At 60.0% G+C, this 20,453-nt stretch carries 17 protein-coding genes and 1 pseudogene; 5 read left to right on the top strand and 13 right to left on the bottom strand.

The window, feature by feature from the left end:
• The first annotated feature begins 34 nt into the window (after positions 1–34).
• From ccoG to ccoS, 4 genes are read left to right on the top strand one after another with little or no spacing between them, the layout of a single operon-like run.
• Entirely contained in the window at positions 35–1,465 is a 1,431-nt protein-coding gene (gene ccoG, locus VDP61_RS01185; RefSeq protein WP_323005109.1) for a cytochrome c oxidase accessory protein CcoG, read from the top strand.
• A 15-nt stretch (positions 1,466–1,480) separates the two neighbouring features.
• The gene (locus VDP61_RS01180) at positions 1,481–2,029 is read left to right on the top strand and encodes a FixH family protein (protein ID WP_323005108.1); all 549 of its coding nucleotides are present in this window, start codon (positions 1,481–1,483) and stop codon (positions 2,027–2,029) included.
• 4 nt (positions 2,030–2,033) lie between these two features.
• Positions 2,034–4,226 carry a heavy metal translocating P-type ATPase gene (locus VDP61_RS01175; protein WP_323005107.1) on the top strand — a complete coding sequence of 731 codons (2,193 nt, stop codon included), beginning with the start codon at positions 2,034–2,036 and terminating at the stop codon, positions 4,224–4,226.
• A gap of 4 nt (positions 4,227–4,230) precedes the next feature.
• Complete coding sequence (gene ccoS, locus VDP61_RS01170; RefSeq protein WP_323005106.1) at positions 4,231–4,389, top strand: cbb3-type cytochrome oxidase assembly protein CcoS; 159 nt, start codon at positions 4,231–4,233, stop codon at positions 4,387–4,389.
• Between the two features lie 85 nt (positions 4,390–4,474).
• Here ccoS and VDP61_RS01165 read toward each other — a convergent pair.
• The 10 genes and pseudogenes from VDP61_RS01165 to accD all read right to left on the bottom strand — a co-directional run bounded on the left by VDP61_RS01165 (position 4,475) and on the right by accD (position 16,357).
• A pseudogene (locus VDP61_RS01165) lies at positions 4,475–6,800 on the bottom strand (aldehyde dehydrogenase family protein).
• Positions 6,801–6,804: 4 nt separating this feature from the next.
• A complete protein-coding gene (gene deoC, locus VDP61_RS01160) occupies positions 6,805–7,776 on the bottom strand; it encodes a deoxyribose-phosphate aldolase (RefSeq protein ID WP_323005463.1) in 972 nt (323 codons plus the stop codon).
• 139 nt (positions 7,777–7,915) lie between these two features.
• Positions 7,916–8,335 carry a Na+/H+ antiporter subunit G gene (locus VDP61_RS01155; protein WP_323005105.1) on the bottom strand — a complete coding sequence of 140 codons (420 nt, stop codon included), beginning with the start codon at positions 8,333–8,335 and terminating at the stop codon, positions 7,916–7,918.
• A gap of 10 nt (positions 8,336–8,345) precedes the next feature.
• Complete coding sequence (locus VDP61_RS01150) at positions 8,346–8,615, bottom strand: K+/H+ antiporter subunit F (protein ID WP_323005104.1); 270 nt, start codon at positions 8,613–8,615, stop codon at positions 8,346–8,348.
• Entirely contained in the window at positions 8,612–9,103 is a 492-nt protein-coding gene (locus VDP61_RS01145; RefSeq protein ID WP_323005103.1) for a Na+/H+ antiporter subunit E, read from the bottom strand. Before VDP61_RS01145 ends, VDP61_RS01150 begins: the two co-directional genes overlap by 4 nt.
• A gap of 4 nt (positions 9,104–9,107) precedes the next feature.
• Positions 9,108–10,622: a monovalent cation/H+ antiporter subunit D gene (locus VDP61_RS01140; protein ID WP_323005102.1), complete on the bottom strand. Its 1,515-nt coding sequence runs from the start codon at positions 10,620–10,622 to the stop codon at positions 9,108–9,110.
• Positions 10,619–10,990 (bottom strand): Na+/H+ antiporter subunit C, encoded by a 372-nt coding sequence (locus VDP61_RS01135; RefSeq protein ID WP_323005101.1) that lies wholly within the window; start codon positions 10,988–10,990, stop codon positions 10,619–10,621. The genes VDP61_RS01140 and VDP61_RS01135 overlap by 4 nt, the downstream gene beginning before the upstream one ends.
• A gap of 1 nt (position 10,991) precedes the next feature.
• Complete coding sequence (locus VDP61_RS01130) at positions 10,992–13,862, bottom strand: monovalent cation/H+ antiporter subunit A (RefSeq protein WP_323005100.1); 2,871 nt, start codon at positions 13,860–13,862, stop codon at positions 10,992–10,994.
• A gap of 252 nt (positions 13,863–14,114) precedes the next feature.
• The gene (locus VDP61_RS01125; RefSeq protein ID WP_415233882.1) at positions 14,115–15,347 is read right to left on the bottom strand and encodes a bifunctional folylpolyglutamate synthase/dihydrofolate synthase; all 1,233 of its coding nucleotides are present in this window, start codon (positions 15,345–15,347) and stop codon (positions 14,115–14,117) included.
• Positions 15,348–15,379: 32 nt separating this feature from the next.
• Entirely contained in the window at positions 15,380–16,357 is a 978-nt protein-coding gene (accD, locus tag VDP61_RS01120) for an acetyl-CoA carboxylase, carboxyltransferase subunit beta (protein WP_323005098.1), read from the bottom strand.
• Positions 16,358–16,512: 155 nt separating this feature from the next.
• On the opposite strand from accD, the gene VDP61_RS01115 reads away from it, so the two are divergent.
• Positions 16,513–17,790: a glycosyltransferase gene (locus VDP61_RS01115; RefSeq protein WP_323005097.1), complete on the top strand. Its 1,278-nt coding sequence runs from the start codon at positions 16,513–16,515 to the stop codon at positions 17,788–17,790.
• On the opposite strand, the gene VDP61_RS01110 is transcribed toward VDP61_RS01115, so the two are convergent.
• The 3 genes from VDP61_RS01110 to VDP61_RS01100 all read right to left on the bottom strand — a co-directional run bounded on the left by VDP61_RS01110 (position 17,763) and on the right by VDP61_RS01100 (position 20,397).
• Entirely contained in the window at positions 17,763–18,533 is a 771-nt protein-coding gene (locus tag VDP61_RS01110; protein ID WP_323005096.1) for an NYN domain-containing protein, read from the bottom strand. The genes VDP61_RS01115 and VDP61_RS01110 overlap by 28 nt on opposite strands.
• A 406-nt stretch (positions 18,534–18,939) precedes the next feature.
• Positions 18,940–19,380: a cytochrome c gene (locus VDP61_RS01105; RefSeq protein ID WP_323005095.1), complete on the bottom strand. Its 441-nt coding sequence runs from the start codon at positions 19,378–19,380 to the stop codon at positions 18,940–18,942.
• A 111-nt stretch (positions 19,381–19,491) separates the two neighbouring features.
• A complete protein-coding gene (locus VDP61_RS01100; RefSeq protein WP_323005094.1) occupies positions 19,492–20,397 on the bottom strand; it encodes a rhodanese-related sulfurtransferase in 906 nt (301 codons plus the stop codon).
• Between the last annotated feature and the right edge of the window lie 56 nt (positions 20,398–20,453).

The following is a 20,453-nucleotide window of genomic DNA, read 5'->3' as shown; positions in this document are numbered from 1 at the left end:
GATATCCAACCCTAATTGACGCCGGAGTAGTCGCGTGAGCAGTCCAGATACCGAACCCAAAAGCCTTTATCAAAAACGCGAGCCGATTTTTCCGCGTCGCGTGAAAGGGGCGTTTCGCAACCTGAAGTGGTGGTTGATGGCGTTTACGCTGGGCATCTACTATATCACACCATGGATCCGATGGGACCGGGGGCCAAGCCTGCCCGATCAAGCGGTGTTGATTGATATGGCCAACCGCCGCTTCTTCTTTTTCATGATCGAGATTTGGCCGCATGAGTTCTATTTTGTCGCGGGCCTGCTTATCATGGCGGGCCTGGGCCTGTTTTTATTCACCTCGGCAGCGGGGCGGGTTTGGTGCGGCTATGCCTGTCCGCAAACGGTATGGACAGATCTGTTCATCTTGGTCGAGCGCTGGATAGAGGGCGACCGAAACGCGCGGCTGCGGCTGCATCGCAGCAAATGGAATGCCGAAAAGATTCGCAAGACCGCCGTAAAATGGGGCGCGTGGCTGTTGATTTCCATAGCGACCGGGGGGGCTTGGGTGTTTTATTTCACCGACGCGCCAACCTTAGCGGTGAAGCTGGTTGCGGGGCAGGCGCATCCGGTCGCCTATATCACTATTCTTATCCTGACGGCGACGACCTTCTTTTTCGGCGGCTTCTTCCGCGAGCAGATTTGCATTTATGCCTGCCCATGGCCACGCATTCAGGCGGCCATGATTGATGAAGATACGTTGACCATCAACTATCGCCATTGGCGCGGAGAGCCGCGCGGCAAGCTGCACAAGGGCGAAATGGCCAGCGATCAGGGCGATTGCATTGATTGCATGGCCTGCGTCAATGTCTGCCCGATGGGGATTGATATTCGCGATGGTCAGCAAATGGCCTGCATTACTTGCGGGCTTTGCATTGATGCCTGCAATGATGTGATGGACCGGATCGGCAAGCCGCGCGATTTGATCGGCTATATGGCCCTGACCGATGAAGTCGCCGAGATGGCTGGGACCGAACCGAAATCGGTTTGGAAGCATGTTTTCCGCCCGCGCACGATCATGTATACGACCCTGTGGTCGGCGGTTGGCATCGGGCTTGTGGTTGCGCTGTTCCTGCGGTCGGCTATTGATGTTAACGTGACGCCGGTTCGCAACCCAACCTTTGTAACGCTGTCGGATGGTTCGATTCGCAACACCTATGACGTGCGCTTGCTGAACAAGCAGGGGCAAGATGAAGTGTTTGACATCTCGCTGACATCGGACGTGCCATTGCGGATCACGCTGGAAGGTGTTCAAGGCCTGTCGGTTACGGTCAAAGCCAATGAGCAGAAAACCCAGCGGGTTTATGTGATTGCAGACCCGGGCTCGGCTGCTGCCATTGCCAACCGAAGCGATTTGCGCCTGTGGGTTGAACAGATCGGGTCCACCAATCGGATCTATCACGACACGATCTTTAACGGCAAAGGCAAGTAAGGGATGACACGTGATATGAGCTTACTAACCTTTTTCACCCTGCCAGAGGTTCTGTTCTGCCTTGGTCTTGTGGCGGTTGTCATCTTGCTTGGTGTTGTGTTCAGCCGGGTAAAGCTGACAGGGGGGCGGGTGTTTGGCCTGACGGCTACGTTTTTCGGGGTCATTATCGCGGTCAACCTTGTGTTGGCCAATCGCGCGGTTTCCACCTTTCCGGGGCTGGAGGTCAGCAATTCCTACGTTGCCAGCCAAAGCTTTGATGCTGACCGCGCCGCCCAGAATGAACTTGGTTGGGTTCTGGTCCCGGAATATGACGGGGCCGCAAATGAACTGCGTCTGGCCTTTACCGACAAGACGGGCTACCCCGCCGAAGTGGCGAGCCTGTCTGTGATGGTGGGCCGCGCGACCGAGGCAAGCGATGACACCCGCCCCGAATTCCTGCGCAAGTCAGGGGTGTTCGTGGCCGCATTGGATTTGCCACAGGGCAAGTGGATGATGCAGGTAGAGGCGCTTGCTGCCGATGGCACCGCGTTTCGGCAGCGCATTGATCTGTTGGTAAAGGACTAGGCCGATGTCGCTTGCGGAAGACTACGACGCGGGGCATGTATCGCCCTCGGCTTGCCCGGCCTGCGCTGTTGCCCCTTCGGCCGAACGGATTGCCGCACTCAGCCAACCGACCAAGGCGCGGCTGATCCTGTCCTTGCCAACGGCGCATTGTGCGGCTTGCATGTCAACAGTCGAAAACGGCTTGCAGGCTGTGCCCGGTGTGCAATCGGCGCGGGTCAATCTGACCATGCGGCGGGTCAGCGTGGATGCTGACCCCGAGGTGACGGCACAAAGCCTGATCCCGGTTCTGGCAAGCCTTGGCTATGAGGCGCATGAGCTGGACCCAGGGCTGTTATCGGCCACCGAGACAGACAAGCAGGGCCGCGAATTGCTGATGCGGTTGGGCGTCGCGGGCTTTGCGATGATGAACGTGATGCTGCTCTCGGTCGCGGTCTGGTCGGGGGCAGGCGATGCCACGCGCGATCTGTTTCACTGGATTTCGGCTGCGATTGCCCTGCCAACGGTGGTTTTTGCGGGCCAGCCATTTTTCAAATCGGCATGGGCCAGCCTGCGGGTGGGCCGATTGGGCATGGATGTGCCGATTTCGCTGGCGATCATCCTTGCCTCGTCCATCAGCTTGTTTGAGACGATCAATTCCGGTCATCACGCCTATTTTGATGCGGCGGTCATGCTGGTGTTCTTTTTGCTGGCGGGGCGCTACCTTGATCACCGCACCCGTGCTGTCGCGCGCTCTGCCGCCGAAGAATTATCAGCTTTGGAGGTGCCGCGCGCGATTCGTGTGGTGGACGGCACCGAGGAAACCGTAAGCATTTCCGCGCTGGCGGTCGGGGACATCGTGCGCGTGCGTCCCGGTGGCCGGATGCCGGTGGACGGGCTGGTGATTGAAGGCGCCTCAGAGGTGGACCGTTCGCTTTTGACCGGGGAAAGCCTGCCTGCACTGGCGGGGCCGGGCACAAATGTCGCCGCAGGCGAGATCAACCTGACCGGGCCGCTGCTGGTGCGGGTTGTGGCGGCGGGGCGCGATAGCAGCTTGCACCGCATGGCCGATCTTGTGGCCGTGGCCGAAAGCGCCAAGACCAAATACACCAGCCTTGCCGAACGGGCCTCTGGTGCCTACTCGCCACTGGTGCATCTGCTGTCTTTCGGTGCCTTTGGCTATTGGATGTGGGCCACGGGCGGCGATGTGCGCTACGCGGTCAATATCTCGGCGGCGGTGCTGATCATCACCTGCCCCTGTGCCCTGGGCCTTGCTGTGCCTGCGGTGGTTACGGCAGCCAGCGGCAAGCTGTTTCGCAAAGGCTTGCTGATCAAGGACGGTACAGCGCTGGAACGCTTGGCCGAGGTGGATCATGTGGTGTTTGACAAGACCGGCACCCTGACCCTGGGCACACCGACCCCAACCAATATCGACACGCTGCCCAGGGATGCGCTGGCCATTGCGCTCGGGCTGGCGGCGGGCTCGTCGCATCCACTGGCCCTGGCGCTGACCCGCGCGGCCCCGCACCCTGCCGCCACCGTGACCGATCTGCGAGAGGTGCCGGGCTATGGGATAGAGGCGCGGTACAATGGCCAAACCGTGCGCCTTGGCCGCGCGGAATGGGTTGGGGCCACCCCCGCCGCCGAAACCGCAACCTACCTGTCGGTAGCAGGGCAAACGCATGCCATCTTGTTCGCCGACAAACTGCGTCCGGGGGCCGAAATTGCCGTTGCCGCGCTGAAAGCTGCGGGCCTGCGGCTGACCCTGTTGTCGGGCGATGCCGAAGCTCCGGTGGCCAATCTTGCCGCGCGTCTGGGGATCACCGACTTTGCTGCAGGCAAGCTGCCTGCGGAAAAGCTTGCTTATGTCAAATCGTTGCAAGATCAGGGCTATAAGGTGCTGATGGTCGGCGATGGGTTGAACGATACAGCGGCTCTGGCGCAGGCCCATGTCTCGATTTCGCCTGCCTCGGCACTGGATGCGGCGCGCACGGCGTCTGATATTGTTCTGCTGGGCCAAGATATGGCACCCGTGGCCGATGCCCTGCGCATCGCCAGGCAATCCACCCGCCGCATCCGCGAAAACTTCGCGCTCTCGGCGGGGTATAACGTAGTTGCAGTGCCGCTGGCGCTGATGGGGCTGGCAACGCCACTGATGGCGGCCTTGGCGATGTCGCTGTCTTCGATTACAGTATCTCTGAACGCATTGCGCCTAAGGTAGACCCATGGAAATCCTGACAATCCTGATCCCGGTTTCGTTGCTGCTGGGCGCAATCGGCCTTGCCGCCTTTTTCTGGGCACTTAAAACCAAGCAGTTCGAAGACCCACAAGGCGATGCCGCCCGGATTTTGAAAACAGATTACGACGATCAGCCAAAACCCTGAGTCTGCTTTCTTTTCGGCAAAAATATCCTCGGGGTGGGGGTCTGGGGGAGGGGCCGACAGCCCCTCCCCCAGCGGTCGGCCATGCTCACTCGCCGTAAGGTACCCAAACCGTCTTCACTTCGGTTGCGGCCTGCAAAAAGGCGCGGCCCTCGGCCTGTGCCCAATCGGTTGCAAACCCGTGGTTTACCCAGGTGCGTTTCAGATTGCCCGCAGCTTCCCGCTCTACCATGCCCGACAACGCCGCCGCGCCAAAGCACCACATGGCATCCACCTCCAAATGGCTTGCCAAAGGCTTTGTCAGATCCGCATGCGCGCCAGTGACGATGTTCACCACCCCCCCCCGGCAGGTCAGATGTATCCAGCACCTGGTAAAGGTCGGTCGCGGCAAGGGGGTAGGCCTGTGATGGTACCAGCACGCAGGTATTACCCATCGCGATGGCCGGAGCCATCAGGCTGATCAGGCCCAGCAGCGGCGCTTCATCCGGGCAAATTGCGCCGATCACACCGCAGGGCTCATTCATTGCCAGCGCCACGCCGCGTATGGGCACCGACTTTACCGCACCGTCAAATTTATCGGCCCAGGCGGCATAGGTGAACAACCGCGCGATGCTGGCCTCTACCTCGGCCGCGCCTGATTTGCCGGTCATATCGGCCAATCGTCTGGCAAACTCCTCTGCGCGCGCAGACAGGTTTTCGGCAATGTAGAACAGGATCTGTGCGCGCAGATGGGCGGTGGTCTTGCCCCAGCCTTTTGCCGCCTGCGCCGCCTCTACCGCGTTGCGGATGTCCTTGCGGTTGCCCTGCCCGATATGGCCCAACAGCTTACCTTTGGCTGACCAGATCGGTTGTGAATAGCCGCCATCGGGTCGCGCCTGTTTGCCGCCGATATACAGCTTGGCCGTGCGGTCAAGGCCGGTCACGTCGGCTTGCAAAGGTTCGGGCATTGCGGCAACCGATTTCAGGGGCTTGCGGGCCTCTTTGCGGCGCAGATAGGCCAGCAAGCCCTCCCAGCCCCCTTCCCGGCCAAAGCCGCTTTCACGCAGCCCGCCAAAGCCGGCGGCGGCGTCGAACATATTGCTGCCGTTGATCCAGACAACGCCAGCCTTGACCTTGGGTGCCATATCCAGCGCCAGATTCACATTCTCGGTCCAGATGCTGGCGGCCAGCCCGTAGCGGGTGTTATTGGCCAGTTCCACCGCCTCGGCCGGGGTGCGAAACGTCATGGAAACCAGCACCGGGCCAAAAATCTCCTCTTGCATCAGCGTTGAGGCAGAGCCGAGCCCGGTGATCAGTGTTGGCGGGTAATAACAGCCCGCGGGGCAGGGGACCTGATACTTTTCACCCTCGCTGGCATCGACCATCGCGGTGATCTGCGCCAGTTGCTGCGGTGCCACAATCGCGCCCATGTCGATGCATTTGTCCATCGGGTCACCAATGCGCAAGCCATCCATACGGGCGCGCAGCTTGCTATGGAAACGCTCGGCCACGCCTTCTTGCACCAACAGCCGCGACCCGGCACAACAGACTTGGCCGCCATTGAACCAGATGGCATCGACAAGGCCTTCGACGGCTGAATCCAGATCGGCATCATCGAACACGATATAGGGCGATTTTCCGCCCAGCTCCAACGTCAGTGCCTTGCCGGTGCCGGCGGTGGCCATGCGGATTTTCCGGCCCACATCGGTACTGCCGGTAAAGGCGATCTTGTTGACATCGGGGTGATCGACCAGGGCGGCGCCCGTCGTCCCATCCCCGGTGACCACGTTCAAAACGCCGGGGGGCAGGCCAGCCTCGCGGCTGATCTGCGCGAATAAAAGCGCGGTCAGGGGCGTATACTCGGCGGGTTTCAGAACGACGGTGTTGCCGGCAGCCAGGGCGGGGGCAACTTTCCACGCCAGCATCAGCAACGGAAAGTTCCACGGGATTACGGCCCCGCAAACGCCCAAGGGTTCCATAGCGGGCTGCTCTGCGGCCAAAAGCTGCGCCAGCCCCGCATGGTAGTAAAAATGCCGCGCAACAAGCGGTACATCAATATCACGCGCCTCGCGGATAGGTTTGCCACTGTCGAGCGTTTCGGTCACCGCCAACAAGCGGCTGTGTTTTTGCACCAGCCGCGCCAGCGCATAGAGGTAAGCGGCGCGTGTGTGGCCGGGCAGGCGCGCCCATTTGGGTTGGGCCTTGCGGGCGGCCCTGACGGCTGTGTCAATGTCGGTGGCGTTGCCCTGCGTCACCTGTGCCAAGGCTTGGCCATCGGCGGGGTTGTGGGTGGTAAAGACCGCGCCGGGTGGGGTGAATGTGCCATTGATCCAATGACCAAAGGGGGCGTTTTTGCCAATCCACGCCATCGCCTCGGCGCGTGATTCCGGGGCGGGTCCATAGCACATGTCGTCAAATATCTGCTTGATTGTCATGGCGTTATCCCATTGCATGGCGGTTGGCGGCGGAATAGGCGCCGGTGATGTGGTGTTCGAGCTGGCGTTCAATATCGCCCAAAAGCGACGAGGCCCCGAAACGGAACAGGTCGGGCTGTACCCAAGGCAGCCCCAATTCGTCCCGCATCAGCGATAGATAGACCAGCGCATCCTTGGCCTTGGAAATACCGCCAGCAGGTTTATAGCCAACCTTGATTGCGGTACGGTCTTGATAGTCACGGATCGCGCGGATCATGGTCAGGGTCACGGGCAGGGTCGCGTTGACGGGCTCTTTGCCGGTTGATGTTTTGATGAAATCGGCCCCGGCCATCATGCAGACCAGACTGGCGCGCGCCACATTTCGCAAGGTGCCAAGCTCGCCCGTAGCCAGGATGGCTTTCATATGGGCATCGCCGCAGGCATTGCGCATCTGCCGGGTTTCATCGTAAAGGGCCTGCCAGTTTTGCGTCAGCACATGGCGCCGAGAGATCACGATATCAATTTCTTTCGCCCCTGCGGCGACGCTTTCGCCAATTTCGGCCAGCCGCAGATGCAACGGTGACAGCCCCGCCGGAAAGCCGGTAGAAACGGCGGCCACCGGAATGGCGGTGCCTTCAAGCGCGCGAACGGCGGTTTCCACCATGTCGTGATAGACACAGACCGCGCCAACGGTCAGCCCCTCCATCCCCAGGGCGGCCAGCAAATCAGCGCGTACGGGCTGGCGCGCCTTGAGACACAGACGCAGCACACGGCCAGCGGTATCATCGCCGGACAGGGTGGTCAGGTCGATGCAGGAAATCGCCTTGCACAGCCACGCGGCCTGATAGTCTTTTTTAACCGAGCGCCGCCCCGGAAAGGTGGCCGCGCGCCGTTCGATCGCTGAGGTGTTGGCCTGCACCGAGGCGACCCAATCCAGATCAAGCGGCAAACCAGGGTTGCGGGCATGCGTGAGTTGGGGAAGGTTCGTGGTGGCCATGGCTTGCGCATGGGCCGGGGGGGTATGGTTTTGCAAGAAAGCCTCCGCGTCAAGGGACACGCAAAGCGTGGCACGGGGCCGCGCCTTTCGCAAGTGCGCCGCATCATCAAAGACGCCACATTTTACCAAATGGTCAGGTTTAGTGGTCTTGCTTGGGGGGGGCTGCGTTTGGTGGGGTTTTGGTCATCATCGGCTGCATGTCCTTGGCTTCATCCTCAAACGTGGCCCAATCGCTGGGGGTGCCGGTCGCTGGCAACTTGCCCATATCGCCAAAGCGGTGCAGATGCGCTTTGGCGATAAGATTTGCGGTGATGGGCGCAGTAAGCAACAAGAACATGGTGATCAAAAGCTCATGCCAGCTAAGCCTGCCTTGCGTGATCCAGAAATACAGCATCGAGGCCAAAAGCACACTGCCGACCCCCAGGGTGGTGGCCTTGGTGGGCGCGTGCAGGCGGGTCATGGTGTCGGGCAGTTTTATCAGCCCAAAGCTGCCGATGAGGCCAAAGACCCCCGCAGCGACCAGCAAGACAGCAACGATCAGTTCTGCAATCTGTTCCATGATTTGCCCCTTATTCGATGATATCGCCGCGCAAGATAAACTTGCAATAGGCCACGGTAGAGACAAAGCCGGTCATGGCAAACAGCATCGCCGCCTCAAAATACACGTCGGAATGGGTCGAGATGCCGTAAAGTATCAGCAGCGCTATGATATTGATGACCATCGTGTCCAGCGCCAACACCCGGTCGATAACGCCGGGCGCCATGAAAATCCGATAGAGGTTGAACAAAAGCCCAAGGCCAAAGCAGCCGAATGCGAAGGTTAGTGCATAGTGGATCATTCGAAAATCCTCATCAAACGGGCCTCATAGCGGGCTTTGATATCGTCGCGAATTTCGTCGGGGTTCGGGGCGTGCAGGCAATGGATCAGCAGCGCCCGGCCATCGCCCGACATGTCGGCGGTCAGGGTGCCGGGGGTCATGGTGATGGTGCCGGCAAGCACGGTAATCGCCTCGGGTGTGCGCAGATCCAGCGGGACCGTAACCCAGCAAGATTGCAGCTTGCTGCTGGGTTTGAACAGCACGATCCGCGCGACGATGAAGTTTGATTTCACGATGTCATACATCACAATCAACAGATATCCGACAATCGCCAGTGGATTGCGCAAGATCGGGCGGTCGGGCCAATAGGGGGCCGTGATGATCGGGATGATGATGCCAAGGATCAGCGCAAACACCACAGAGCCGAGCTTGAATTGATCGACCAGCAGCAGCCAGGTCATGACCAGCAGCAGCGTCAGATAGGGGTGCGGAAAGAGCTTGCGTAACATGAGCCTACTCCTGTGCCGGGGGAAAGACGGCCTGAATATAGGCAGACCGGTCAAACAGTTCGGCGCTGGTTTCTGCCAGCCAATCAGTGATCGGGCCGGCCATCAGCGTCAGTACCACAAGGCCCAGCAAAAGGGCAAAGACCATGGCAAAGGCCAGCGGCTCTGGCTTGCCCTCGGGTTGGGTTTGGCGGATGGTGGTGGCATGCGCCTTCCAGAACACCTGCGACCCGGCCCGCGAAAAGCCGATGATGGTGATCAGTGAGGTCACCAGAATCGCCGTCCAGATCATTGCCATATGGGGGCCGCGCGTGGCGTCGAGCACCAACAGCTTGCCCAGAAAGCCCGATAGCGGCGGCATGCCAGCCATGGCAATCGCGCCGCCAAAGAACAGGGCTGCAATCAGCCCATGTTGGCCGGTTACGGGGGCGGGCACGCGCAGGCTGTCATTGCCGCGCCGATCCTGCACCAGATCAGCCACAAGAAACAACGCTGCTGTGGCCAGAGTAGAGTGCAAAAGGTAGTAAAGCCCCGCTGTCATGGCCTGCGGCGTGAATTGCGACACTGCGATAAACAACGTGCCCATTGATCCGATCGCAGCAAAGGCCACCAATCGGGCCATGCCCGTAGCCCCCAACACGCCGATCGCCCCCACGATCAGCGTCATAATGGCGGCTGGCAGCAAGATATCGGCAAAAAGTGCCCCTGTGGCGGCCGTTTCGGGTGGAAATATCAGGGTAAAGACGCGGATCACCGCATAGGCACCAACCTTGGTCATCACCGCAAACAGGGCGGCGACCGGGCCGGGGGCAAAGCTGTAGGTTGCAGGCAGCCAGAATTGCAGCGGCACCAGCGCGCCCTTGACGGCAAAAACCAGCAGCAGCAAAATGGCCCCCACACGCAGCAAGGCGGCATCGCCTTGCGGAAGAACGGCCACTTTCACCGCCAGATCGGCCATGTTCAGCGTACCTGTTACCGAATAGATCGTGGCCAGGGCAAACAGAAACAGCGTCGAGCCGACAAGGTTATAGGCCACATATTGCACGCCCGCCTTCAGCCGGTTCGCGCCGCCGCCATGAATCATCAAGCCGTAGCTGGCGATCAGCAGTACCTCGAAAAACACAAACAGGTTGAAGGCATCGCCAGTCAGAAACGCGCCACACAGGCCCATTAACTGAAACTGAAACAAAGCGTGAAAATGGTTACCGCGGGCGTCCCAGCCAGTACCGATGGCGTAAAGCTGCACCATCAGGGCCAACACCGCCGTCAGGGCAATCATCAGGGCTGACAAGCGGTCCAGTACCAAAATGATGCCAAAGGGCGCCGGCCAGTTGCCAAGAAAATACACCTCTGGCGGGTTTGTTGCGGCCGTGTACAGCAAGACCAGCGAAATTGCCGCCAGAATGGCCGTGCCCGCAGTCGAGAAAATGCGCTGCAATGACAGGTCATGGCGCATCACCAGAACGATAAACGGCGCCAGCAGGGCGGGCAAAATGACCGGGGCAATGATCCAATGGTTCATTCTGCGCCCTCCAAGGATGTGGCGGGCGGTTTCGTGGCCGGATCTTGTTCTTCCATGCCGATATAGTCATCCCCGGTTTCCAGAAAGGCGCCCAAGGCCATCATCACAATCAGCGCGGTCATGCCAAAGCTGATGACGATCGCGGTCAGCACCAGGGCCTGGGTCAGCGGATCGGTATAGCCTATGGCATTTTTGGTGATGATCGGCGGCAGGCCAATGGCCAGACGCCCCGAGGCAAAGATGAACACGTTGACCGCATAAGACAGCATGGCCAAACCGACGATCACCGGAAACGTGCGGCGGCGCAGAATCAGATAAACCCCGCACGCAGTCAGCAAGCCAACGGCAGAGGCGACAAGAAGTTCCATATCAGTGCGTCCCCCCGGTTTTTGGCCCTGCATCCGCCATATCTTCGTCAGGCTGAATATCAAACGGCTCGATGTTCACCGTCTCACCTGCGCGGATTGCGATGCGGCTGATAGAGGCCAACGCCAGCATTACCGCCCCGACCACAGTCAGGAAAACGCCAAGGTCAAATATCGCCGCTGTGGCCAGCTCGAATTTTTCAATAAACGGCAATTTGACATAGCCGAAACTGGTGGTCATGAACGGGCGCGCGGCGAACCACGACCCAATGCCACACAGGCCTGCAACCGTTACCCCCCAGCCAATCAGCGCGTGGTAATCAATGCGTTGCCGCGCCGCCGCCCAGCCAAAGCCAGAGGCCATATATTGCATGATCGTGGCAATCGCGACGACAAGCCCCGCGATGAATCCACCCCCCGGCTCATTATGGCCGCGCAAGAAGATATAGACGCCAACCATGATCGCGATGGGCAAAATCATCCGGGTAGCGACCACCAGCATCAGCGGGTGCCGGTCGCCCGCACGTTTCTGGTCTGGCACCCAGGCCAACAGGCGGTCATTGGCCGGCCCGCCCCGCAGCAGCGCCTCGACCAGCGCATAAATCACCAGGCCCGCGATGCCCAGCACCGTGATCTCGCCAAAGGTATCATAGCCGCGAAAATCCACGAGGATGACGTTGACAACGTTGGTGCCACCGCCGCCGGGTTTGGAATTGGCAAGGTGAAAATCGGCAATCGTCGGGAAAGCGAAATCACGCATCATCAACGCATAGATCAACGCGCCGATGCCGATACCCGCCGCCGCCGCGATAAAGCCATCACGTCCGCGCCGCGCGGCTGTGCTTTCAACCGGGCTATCCTTTGGCAAGAAGTTCAGCGCCAGCAGCAAAAGCATGACCGTCGCCACCTCGACGCTGATCTGGGTCAGCGCAAGGTCTGGGGCCGAAAGATACACAAAGCCGACCGAAATGATCAAGCCGATCACCCCGATCAACACCAGTGCCAAAAGCCGGTTGCGGTGGAAGGTGAAAAGCGCCGCGGTCGCCCCCATCAGCAACAGCCACCCTACCGCAGCCACAGGCTCTATCGGCGTCAGCGCCCGCGTGCCGGGCATATGGCTGCCGGATTGGAAGGCAAAATAACCTGCCGCCAATATGGTCAGCGTGGCCACGGCCAGATAGCGCGCCAAGGACCCGTCATGCAGACGGTCAATCACAACCTGTGCTGCTTTGGCAAAAGGTTCAAGAATACCGTCAAAGATCGCCTTGGCTTCGGGGCGCGGGGCTGACACCCACAGCGCCTCAAGGGGGCGATGCAGGCCCAGCAGGATCAGCCCCGACCCTACCGCAATAACCGACATCCAAAGCGCCGGCACAAAGCCATGCCAGTGACTTATATACACCTCGGCCTGCGCGCCGATCACGGCACTGGTGGTGGTGCGAACCAGATCGCCAACAATGGCCATTGGCAGTACCCCGATCGCAATGACCAAGGCCGCCAGAAACGCCGGTGCGGCCCACATGCCAAAGCCGGGATCATGCGGTGTCGCCGGGTAATCATCGCGTTGCGGGCCCAGAAATGTATGCGCGATCAGGCGGAAAGAATACGCCACCGAGAACATGGCGCCTATCGTCGCCAGGGCCGGCATAAGCCAGTGATTGCCCAGCCAAACCGCGTGCAGCGTCTCCTCCAGCATCATTTCCTTGGACAAAAATCCATTCAGCGGCGGGATGCCCGCCATGGACAGGGCCGAAATGCACACGATGGCAAAGGTGATCGGCATCAGGTGCCGCAAGCCGCCCAAGCGCTTGATGTCACGGGTGTTTACCTCATGGTCCACGATGCCCGCGCCCATGAACAAGGCGGCTTTGAAAGTGGCGTGGTTGATGATGTGGAACACCGCAACAGCCGCCGCTTCGGCGGTGCCAAAGCCCAAAAGCATGGTAATCAGGCCCAGATGCGATACGGTGGAAAATGCCAGCAGCGCCTTCAGGTCATCCTTGAACAGGGCAATCTTGGCGGCCATGATCATGGTAAGCAGGCCCGTGGTGGCGACGATATAGAACCATTCGGGCGTGCCAGCCAAAACCGGCCACATCCGGGCCATCAAAAACAGCCCCGCCTTTACCATTGTGGCCGAGTGCAGATAGGCAGAAACCGGCGTTGGCGCGGCCATCGCATGCGGCAGCCAGAAATGGAATGGGAACTGTGCCGATTTGGTAAACGCGCCCAGCAAGATCAAGATCAAGGCCGGCAAGTACCAAGCCGAGCCCTGGATCAGGTCTTTGCTCTGCAAGATCACGGTCAGGTCATAAGATCCGACGATATTGCCCAAAATCAGCATGCCCGCGATCATTGCAAGCCCACCCGCACCCGTCACTGTCAACGCCATCCGCGCGCCTTGGCGCCCCTCGGGCAGGTGCTTCCAATAGCCGATCAACAGAAAAGAGCTAAGGCTGGTAAGCTCCCAGAAAATCAGCAAAAGCAAGATGTTATCTGACAGAACAATCCCAACCATCGCGCCCTGGAACAGCAAGAGATAGGTATAGAACTGCCCCATCGGGTCTTTGGACGACAGGTAAAACCGGGCATAAAGAATGATCAAAAGGCCGATGCCCAGAATCAAACCGGCAAACAACAGCCCCAACCCATCCAGAAAGAAATTGGCATTCAGGCCCAGCACGGGCAGCCATTCGATCCGCGCCGTAATGACCTCGCCCCGCATCACGCTGGGCGCGTGCATCAATATGCCCAGCAAGGCCAAAGCCGTTACCAACCCGGTAACAGTGGCACATGCATTGCGCCCGGCGCGAATAAGCAAACCGGGAAGCAGCGCGCCAAGAAAGGGCAGGGCGGCGATCAGGGCAAGGGACATTCTACTTGTTCCGTTCGTTGCTCGGGTCGTCAGATATACAAAAAGCGGCCCCAGACTTCGTGACCGCTTTCCCTTGTTTAACTGTAAGACAGGCCGCGCCCTGTCAAGGCAAACCGACAAGATTGCGACAAAATCCCCTGTCGCAATCGCCGCACCTCCGCTTTCTGTTCGGCAAAAATATCCTCAGGGGGGAATTCGCCGTAAGGCGAAGGGGGGCGCGAGCGCCCCCGCTGCGGCGGCTCCGGCAGGCGGTTAGCCGTTTTCGCGCAACACTTGCCCCGCCAGATAAAGCGACCCGCAAATCAATACGCGGGCTGCAGGTTCGGCCCGCGCAATCGCCTGCAGTGCCGCCATCACCGAACCGGCCTCAACCGCGTGCATCCCGGCTGCGCGGGCCGCATCACAGGTGGCCCTGGCCGGCAAGGTCGCCGCCTCACCAGGGATGGATACCGCAGACAGGCTGGCCGCCTCGGCCGCCAGCGGGCGCAAAAAGCCACCGATATCTTTGGTGTTCAGCATGCCGCAAATCAGATGGGTCGGGCGCTTTGGCAAAGCCGCCAGCGTGGCCGCCACCGCCTTGCCGCCGGCGGGGTTATGGCCTCCGTCAAGCCATAATTCGACCCCCGGTGCCGCCTCTACCAACGGCCCGCTGCGCAGGCGCTGCATGCGGGCGGGCCAGGTGGCGCGGGTTACGGCAGCCTCGGCATCGCCGCGCCCCAGCAGTCGCAGGGCCATCAGCGCAGCCCCCGCATTCTGGAGTTGATGTGGGCCGGGCAGATTGGGCATCGGCAAATCAAGCAGGCCGTTTTCATCCTGAAACACCATCCGCCCGCGGTCTTCAAAGCAATGCCAGTGTTGGCCATGCACATGCAGCGGTGCGCCAAGGCGGGCGGCACGGGCCTCTATCACCGCAAGCCCCTCACTGTCTTGCGGGCCAACGATGCACGGCACGCCGGGTTTGATGATTCCAGCCTTTTCGCCGGCAATCAGGGCCAAAGTGTCGCCCAGATATTGCTGATGGTCGAGCGAGACGGGCGTGATGATGGTCAGCGCGGGTTTGTCCACCACATTGGTTGCATCCAACCGCCCGCCAAGACCCACCTCCAACAGCAGATAATCGGCAGGCACGCGTGAAAAGGCAAGCATGGCGGCACAGGTTGTCGCTTCGAAAAACGTGATCGCGTCGGGGCCGTTTGCTGTAATGCACTCGTCCAAAAGCGTCGACAGCGCCTCTTCGCCAATCAATGCCCCTGCCAGGCGGATGCGTTCATGAAAGCGGGCCAGATGCGGGCTGGTATAGGCATGAACGCGCAGGCCCGCAGCTTCCAGCCCCGCGCGGATCATCGCCTGGGTGCTGCCTTTGCCGTTCGTCCCGGCCAGATGGATCACCGGGGGCAAGGCCCGTTCAGGATGGCCAAGGGCCGCGAGCAGCCGGGTTACGCGGTCCAGTGTCAGGTCGATGATCTTGGGATGAAGCGTCATCATCCGTTCCAAAAGCGCGTCAGAGCTGGTCTGGTTCACGTCTTCGCGGCCTTCTTCTCAGAGGCGACCGTCGGTTTGGCGGGGGGCGTTGCCGCGACAGTGCCGGGCGCGGCCCGATTTGGTGTAACCGGGTCTGGCGGCGGCAAGTCGCCACGCACAGCGGGGGATTGATGCATCAAGATCCGCAAAACCGTAGTCAGCTCATCACGCAAATTTTTGCGGTGGGTCACACGGTCAAGCATGCCGTGATCCAGCAAATACTCGGCCCTTTGGAACCCCTCGGGCAGCTTTTCACGGATGGTTTGTTCAATCACGCGCGGCCCGGCAAAGCAGATCAGCGCATTGGGCTCAGCGATATGAATATCACCCAGCATCGCATAAGAGGCCGTCACCCCGCCCGTCGTGGGGTGGGTCAGCACCACAATATAGGGCAGGCCGGCCTCTTTCAGCATTTGCACCGCAACGGTCGTGCGCGGCATTTGCATCAGCGACAAAATCCCTTCTTGCATCCGCGCACCGCCAGAGGCGGAAAACAGCACCAAAGGCCGCTTCAGTTTCACCGCGCGCTCGGCTGCGGCCAGCAACGCATTGCCGACAAAGGCGCCCATCGACCCGGCCATGAAAGAAAAATCCTGCCCGACGGCAACGATCGGGGTGCGGGCAATCTCACCCTCGGCCACCAGCATCGAATCTTTTTCGCCGCTGGCCTTTTGTGCAGCCTTGATGCGATCAGGGTATTTCTTTTGGTCGCGAAACTGCAGCGGGTCGGCAAATGGCTCCGGCACTTTCACCTCGGTAAAAATGCCACCGTCAAACAGCGCTATGAAGCGTTCGCGCGGTGTGATCGCCATGTGGTGATCGCAACTGGTGCAAACGTTCAGATTGTCTTTCAATTCGCGGTGAAACAGCATGGTTCCGCATTCGGGGCATTTGGTCCACAGGTTTTCCGGCACCTCGCGGCGCGAAAACAACGAGTTGATGGTGGGACGGACGTAGTTCGTGATCCAGTTCATCTGTGTTTGGCCCTTCGGTCACTTTGCCTGACGCCCAGATAAGCCTATGGGGCAGGAAATGCAAATAGGATGGCTGCATCTTATGCGGGGCCAGATGCGGGTTGAAAGCGGGGTGCCGGGGTTGCAGACTGCGGGCAAACCCAATGAGGTGCCGAGTGACACACCCTGACACATCCGAACGCCGCGCCCTTGTCTGTGCGATTTCCGCAGACCATGCCTTTGCGCTGGCCAGTTTGATCACCGGGTTTCGGCGGCACAACCCGGATTTTTCGGGCGTCTGGGTGGTGTTTCATGATGGGCTGACGCCCGATCAGCAGGCGCAGCTTTCTGCGCTGTGGCCTGATATTGTTTTTCGCCGCTTTGACCCAGCGATTTTGGCCAAGAGATTTAAAGATACGACCGATCTGGGCAAGGTTCTGGCGCAGTATAGCCCGATGATCTTTGCCAAGTTTGAATTGCCTGACCTGCTGACCGAATTCGATAAATGCGTCTGGCTGGATGTGGATATGCTGGTGCAGGGGGGGCTTGCCCAGCTTTGGGGGTTTCACGGGCTGGCGTGGCGGCCCCTGCCCGAAGGGGCGTTTGCGCGGCGGGCCAAGGTGATGGCAGCCTTTGGCGACTTGCGTGGCGATGGGTCTGTGCCCTTGCTGAATGGGGGCGTCGTGGGCATGGGGCCAGCGCTGCGCGGCCAGATTTCCAGCGCCGATCTTTACGCAATGGCGGCACGGTTGCTGGCAAAAACCGGGGCACCCGCAGTGGATGAGTTGGCACTGTATTTTCTGGCGGCCTCGCGCGGCCTGCCGCTGCACCGTCTGGACCTGCGCTTCAATCATCCGGTGGTTGCACCAGGGGGGCGAGAGGCGCTGATCGTGCATGCGATCGGGCCGGATAAGTTCTGGAATTCTGCTCCGTTGCAGCTTGGCTATCCTGCATGGGCGCAAAACTTGCAGCCTTGGCTGGCAGGTGGCGGTGCGGGCTATGAGGGGCCGCAGCGGCTGGGCATTGTGCAGGCCGCCAGCCCGGATGAGGCGCTGAAGGCGGCGCGGAACCGGGCGTATTGGCAGCAGCTTTATACGGATATCCGGGTTGTGCTGCCTTTTGGGCTGCAGGTGGATTTGCAAAGCGACAGCAAGGGCCTGCGGTTCTTTTATGCCGGTGCAAAGACGGTGCATCTTGGCCTGATCCGGCAGGCGAATGAGCGGCGGATCGGGGTTGAGGTGCATTTTGCCGATGACCAAAGCCTTGCGCCAGCGCTGTTTGCACTGCTGGATCAATTGGATATTCCGGGGCAGCCCGCTGGCACGACACTGGAACTGGCGCAGACCAAGCAGGGCTGGTCCTATGGCGCTGTTGTGCCGGTTACTGCCTGCGGGCAGGTGATAAACCGTATCGTGGCGATGTTGGATCAGGCGACATCACGCGCCAAAAGCTGACCGCCGGGGCCTGACTTTACCTCAAACCGGCTGATTTTACGCACGAGGTCAGAGAGTTTGGCGCTGCCATAGGTGCGGGTATCAAAATCGGGCGCGCCCTGGGTGATGTATTGGCCAATCTGGCCCAGCGAATACCACTCGCCTTCCTGCTCGATCGCGCGCATGGCGGCGATGATCAGCGGAATGGCCTTGTTCGGCGGCTCTTTTGGCGGGCGCGCGGGGGTCGGTTCCGGCATGTCCGGCATCATGCCACGCTCGGGCTTGGGGGCTGGTTGGCGCGGCGTTTCCTCTGCCGGGTCGTCGCTGTCAAGGTTTTCCACATAGATAAAGCGTTTGCAGGCCATGCGGAACGCCTCGGGCGTCTTTTTCTCGCCGATACCGTAGACATCAAGCCCCTGTTCGCGGATACGCGCAGCAAGGCGGGTGAAATCACTGTCGGAACTGACCAGAACAAACCCATCAAACAGGCCCGAATGCAGGAAATCCATCGCGGCAATCACCAAGCCGATATCCGAGGCATTCTTGCCCCTGGTGTTGGAAAACTGCTGATCAGCGACCAGCCCGAGGGCCGCGACCTTGCGCGCCCAGCCGCCCAATCGCTGCGCTGACCAGTCGCCATAAATGCGCCGGACAGAGGCTTCGCCAAGCCCGGCGATTTCTTCAAAGATCGCTTCGGCATAAGAGGCGGGGACGTTATCGGCATCAATCAACACGGCAAGCCGTGGTGCGCGCTGGTCAGACATTGGGTTTCCTTTCGCGGTTGCGGTGACCCTAGCGGATCACGGCAGGGGGCAACAGGGGGGCTGTGCCTGCTTGCGAAAAGGCGGCGCAATTTGCCCCCGGCTACAATCTGCGATGTGATTTACACAATCAGGCGGTGCCAAAGCGTTTTGCCTTGAACCTAGCTTATGTATCGCTGCCTGAAATCAAAGATTTCAACGTGTTATGTGACGGGCCTTGTTTCAAGTCAAAGCTGCCAGAGGCGCCAAGGCCCGCTGCGATCAGATTTGCCGGGATGATAGGTCAGAGGGTATGACAGGTTGGATTCAGGCAATCTTGCGGGCCACAGCGACACCGCCGGTCAACAGAACCATCAGACAGCCCGCCTGCGGATGTGCAAGCGGGGCCGCCAAACGGTCGCAAGATGGCTTATTTCTTGGCGCGAAAATCGCTGTGGCAGGCTTTGCATGCGCCGGCAATGGCGCCCATCCCCGCTTGAAGCGATGCCAGTGAGGACACATCAATCGCCCCTGCGGCGGTTTCAAGCCCCTTGGCTTTTTCCACGAAACCTTCCGTGTTCATCCAGATTTCGGGGCGCGCCTCGGATACGGGGTCATCAGCCTCGGTTTCAAACACGGCAGGTATCTGGGCAGCGGCGGCGGCCAAGGCCGTCTTGGCGGCCTCGGCGGCGGCGGCATCAAACGGGGCCTTGTCGCCTGCCATATCGCCCAAAATCTTGGTGTTCTGGCCAACTGTCCCCATTAAATCCATCCGTATTTTCACAGTTGGGTCCTGGACGCCTTCCTTGGCTAGTGCGATCCCTGCGGTCAGGGTAAGGGTGGCAATTAAGGCTTTGGCTGCGAATCGCATGGGCACGCTCCTGTTTGTTTCTGAGGGGCAGTATAGCTGCGACATAGTGTCAGCCAAGTTCCCAAAGGAAGGATCGGCAAACTTTCACGCGATTGTCAGGGCACCAGCCAGCTAACCGTCGGCAAGATGCCGTTCGCCGCGCGCCTTTGACAAAGCGATTTGCTTTTGGCGCTCGCGAAAGCGTTCGCGGTCGGCCTCGGTGTGTTCATGGATGCATTGGTGGCAAGACACGCCTTCCTCATACTCGGGGCGCGACAGATCTGCGGGGGCAAGCGGGCGGCGGCAGCCATGGCAATTGGAATAGGGGCCGGGCACCAGGCCATGACCAACGGATACGCGGTTGTCAAAAACGTAGCATTCGCCATTCCACAGGCTTTGTTCCTGCGGCATTTCCTCAAGGTATTTCAGGATGCCACCTTTCAGGTGATACACATCCTCAACCCCTTGTCCTAATAGATAATTCGTTGATTTTTCACAGCGAATCCCGCCGGTGCAAAACATCGCAATCCGCTTGTTGTGAAAGCGGTCCTTGTTTGCCTGCCACCAGGCCGGAAAATCGCGAAAGGATCTGGTTCCGGGATCAACAGCATTTTCAAACGTGCCGATCCCCACCTCATAATCATTGCGGGTGTCGATCACGGCCACATCGGGCGCCGTGATCAATGCGTTCCATTCCGCGGGGTTCAGGTAATGGCCAACCTGTGCGCGTGGGTCGATATCGGGCTGGCCCATCGACACAATCTCGCGCTTTAGCCGCACTTTCAGGCGGCCAAAGGGTTCTTTATCGGCCCAGCTTTCCTTGTGTTCCAGATCGGCGCAACCGGGCAGGGCGCGAATATGGGCCAGCATTGCATCAATCCCGGCGCGATCGCCGGAAATGGTGCCGTTGATGCCCTCGGTCGCCAATAAAAGCGAGCCGCGGATGCCAAGGCTGCGCCCAAGCGCCAACAACGGTTGTTGCAGGGCTGCAAAGTCGGGGAAGCGGGTGAAATGGTACAGGGCTGCGATTGTGAACATGGGCAGCGTCTTGCCGTGCCTTGCACTGAAATGCAAGGTATCAGATGATGCAGGCC

The sequence above is a fragment of the Pseudorhodobacter sp. genome (assembly GCF_034675685.1).
Classification (GTDB): Bacteria; Pseudomonadota; Alphaproteobacteria; order Rhodobacterales; family Rhodobacteraceae; genus Pseudorhodobacter.
This window is presented reverse-complemented; position numbering and strand designations above follow the sequence as displayed.

Bases quoted from the DNA above. Each gene is read 5' to 3' on its own strand.
- VDP61_RS01180 (WP_323005108.1), top strand. From the start codon at position 1,481: ATGAGCTTACTAACCTTTTTCACCCTGCCAGAGGTTCTGTTCTGCCTT.
- VDP61_RS01175 (WP_323005107.1), top strand. From the start codon at position 2,034: ATGTCGCTTGCGGAAGACTACGACGCGGGGCATGTATCGCCCTCGGCT.
- ccoS (WP_323005106.1), top strand. From the start codon at position 4,231: ATGGAAATCCTGACAATCCTGATCCCGGTTTCGTTGCTGCTGGGCGCA.
- deoC (WP_323005463.1), bottom strand. From the start codon at position 7,776: ATGGCCACCACGAACCTTCCCCAACTCACGCATGCCCGCAACCCTGGT.
- VDP61_RS01155 (WP_323005105.1), bottom strand. From the start codon at position 8,335: ATGGAACAGATTGCAGAACTGATCGTTGCTGTCTTGCTGGTCGCTGCG.
- VDP61_RS01150 (WP_323005104.1), bottom strand. From the start codon at position 8,615: ATGATCCACTATGCACTAACCTTCGCATTCGGCTGCTTTGGCCTTGGG.
- VDP61_RS01145 (WP_323005103.1), bottom strand. From the start codon at position 9,103: ATGTTACGCAAGCTCTTTCCGCACCCCTATCTGACGCTGCTGCTGGTC.
- VDP61_RS01140 (WP_323005102.1), bottom strand. From the start codon at position 10,622: ATGAACCATTGGATCATTGCCCCGGTCATTTTGCCCGCCCTGCTGGCG.
- VDP61_RS01135 (WP_323005101.1), bottom strand. From the start codon at position 10,990: ATGGAACTTCTTGTCGCCTCTGCCGTTGGCTTGCTGACTGCGTGCGGG.
- VDP61_RS01130 (WP_323005100.1), bottom strand. From the start codon at position 13,862: ATGTCCCTTGCCCTGATCGCCGCCCTGCCCTTTCTTGGCGCGCTGCTT.
- VDP61_RS01125 (WP_415233882.1), bottom strand. From the start codon at position 15,347: ATGATGACGCTTCATCCCAAGATCATCGACCTGACACTGGACCGCGTA.
- accD (WP_323005098.1), bottom strand. From the start codon at position 16,357: ATGAACTGGATCACGAACTACGTCCGTCCCACCATCAACTCGTTGTTT.
- VDP61_RS01110 (WP_323005096.1), bottom strand. From the start codon at position 18,533: ATGTCTGACCAGCGCGCACCACGGCTTGCCGTGTTGATTGATGCCGAT.
- VDP61_RS01105 (WP_323005095.1), bottom strand. From the start codon at position 19,380: ATGCGATTCGCAGCCAAAGCCTTAATTGCCACCCTTACCCTGACCGCA.
- VDP61_RS01100 (WP_323005094.1), bottom strand. From the start codon at position 20,397: ATGTTCACAATCGCAGCCCTGTACCATTTCACCCGCTTCCCCGACTTT.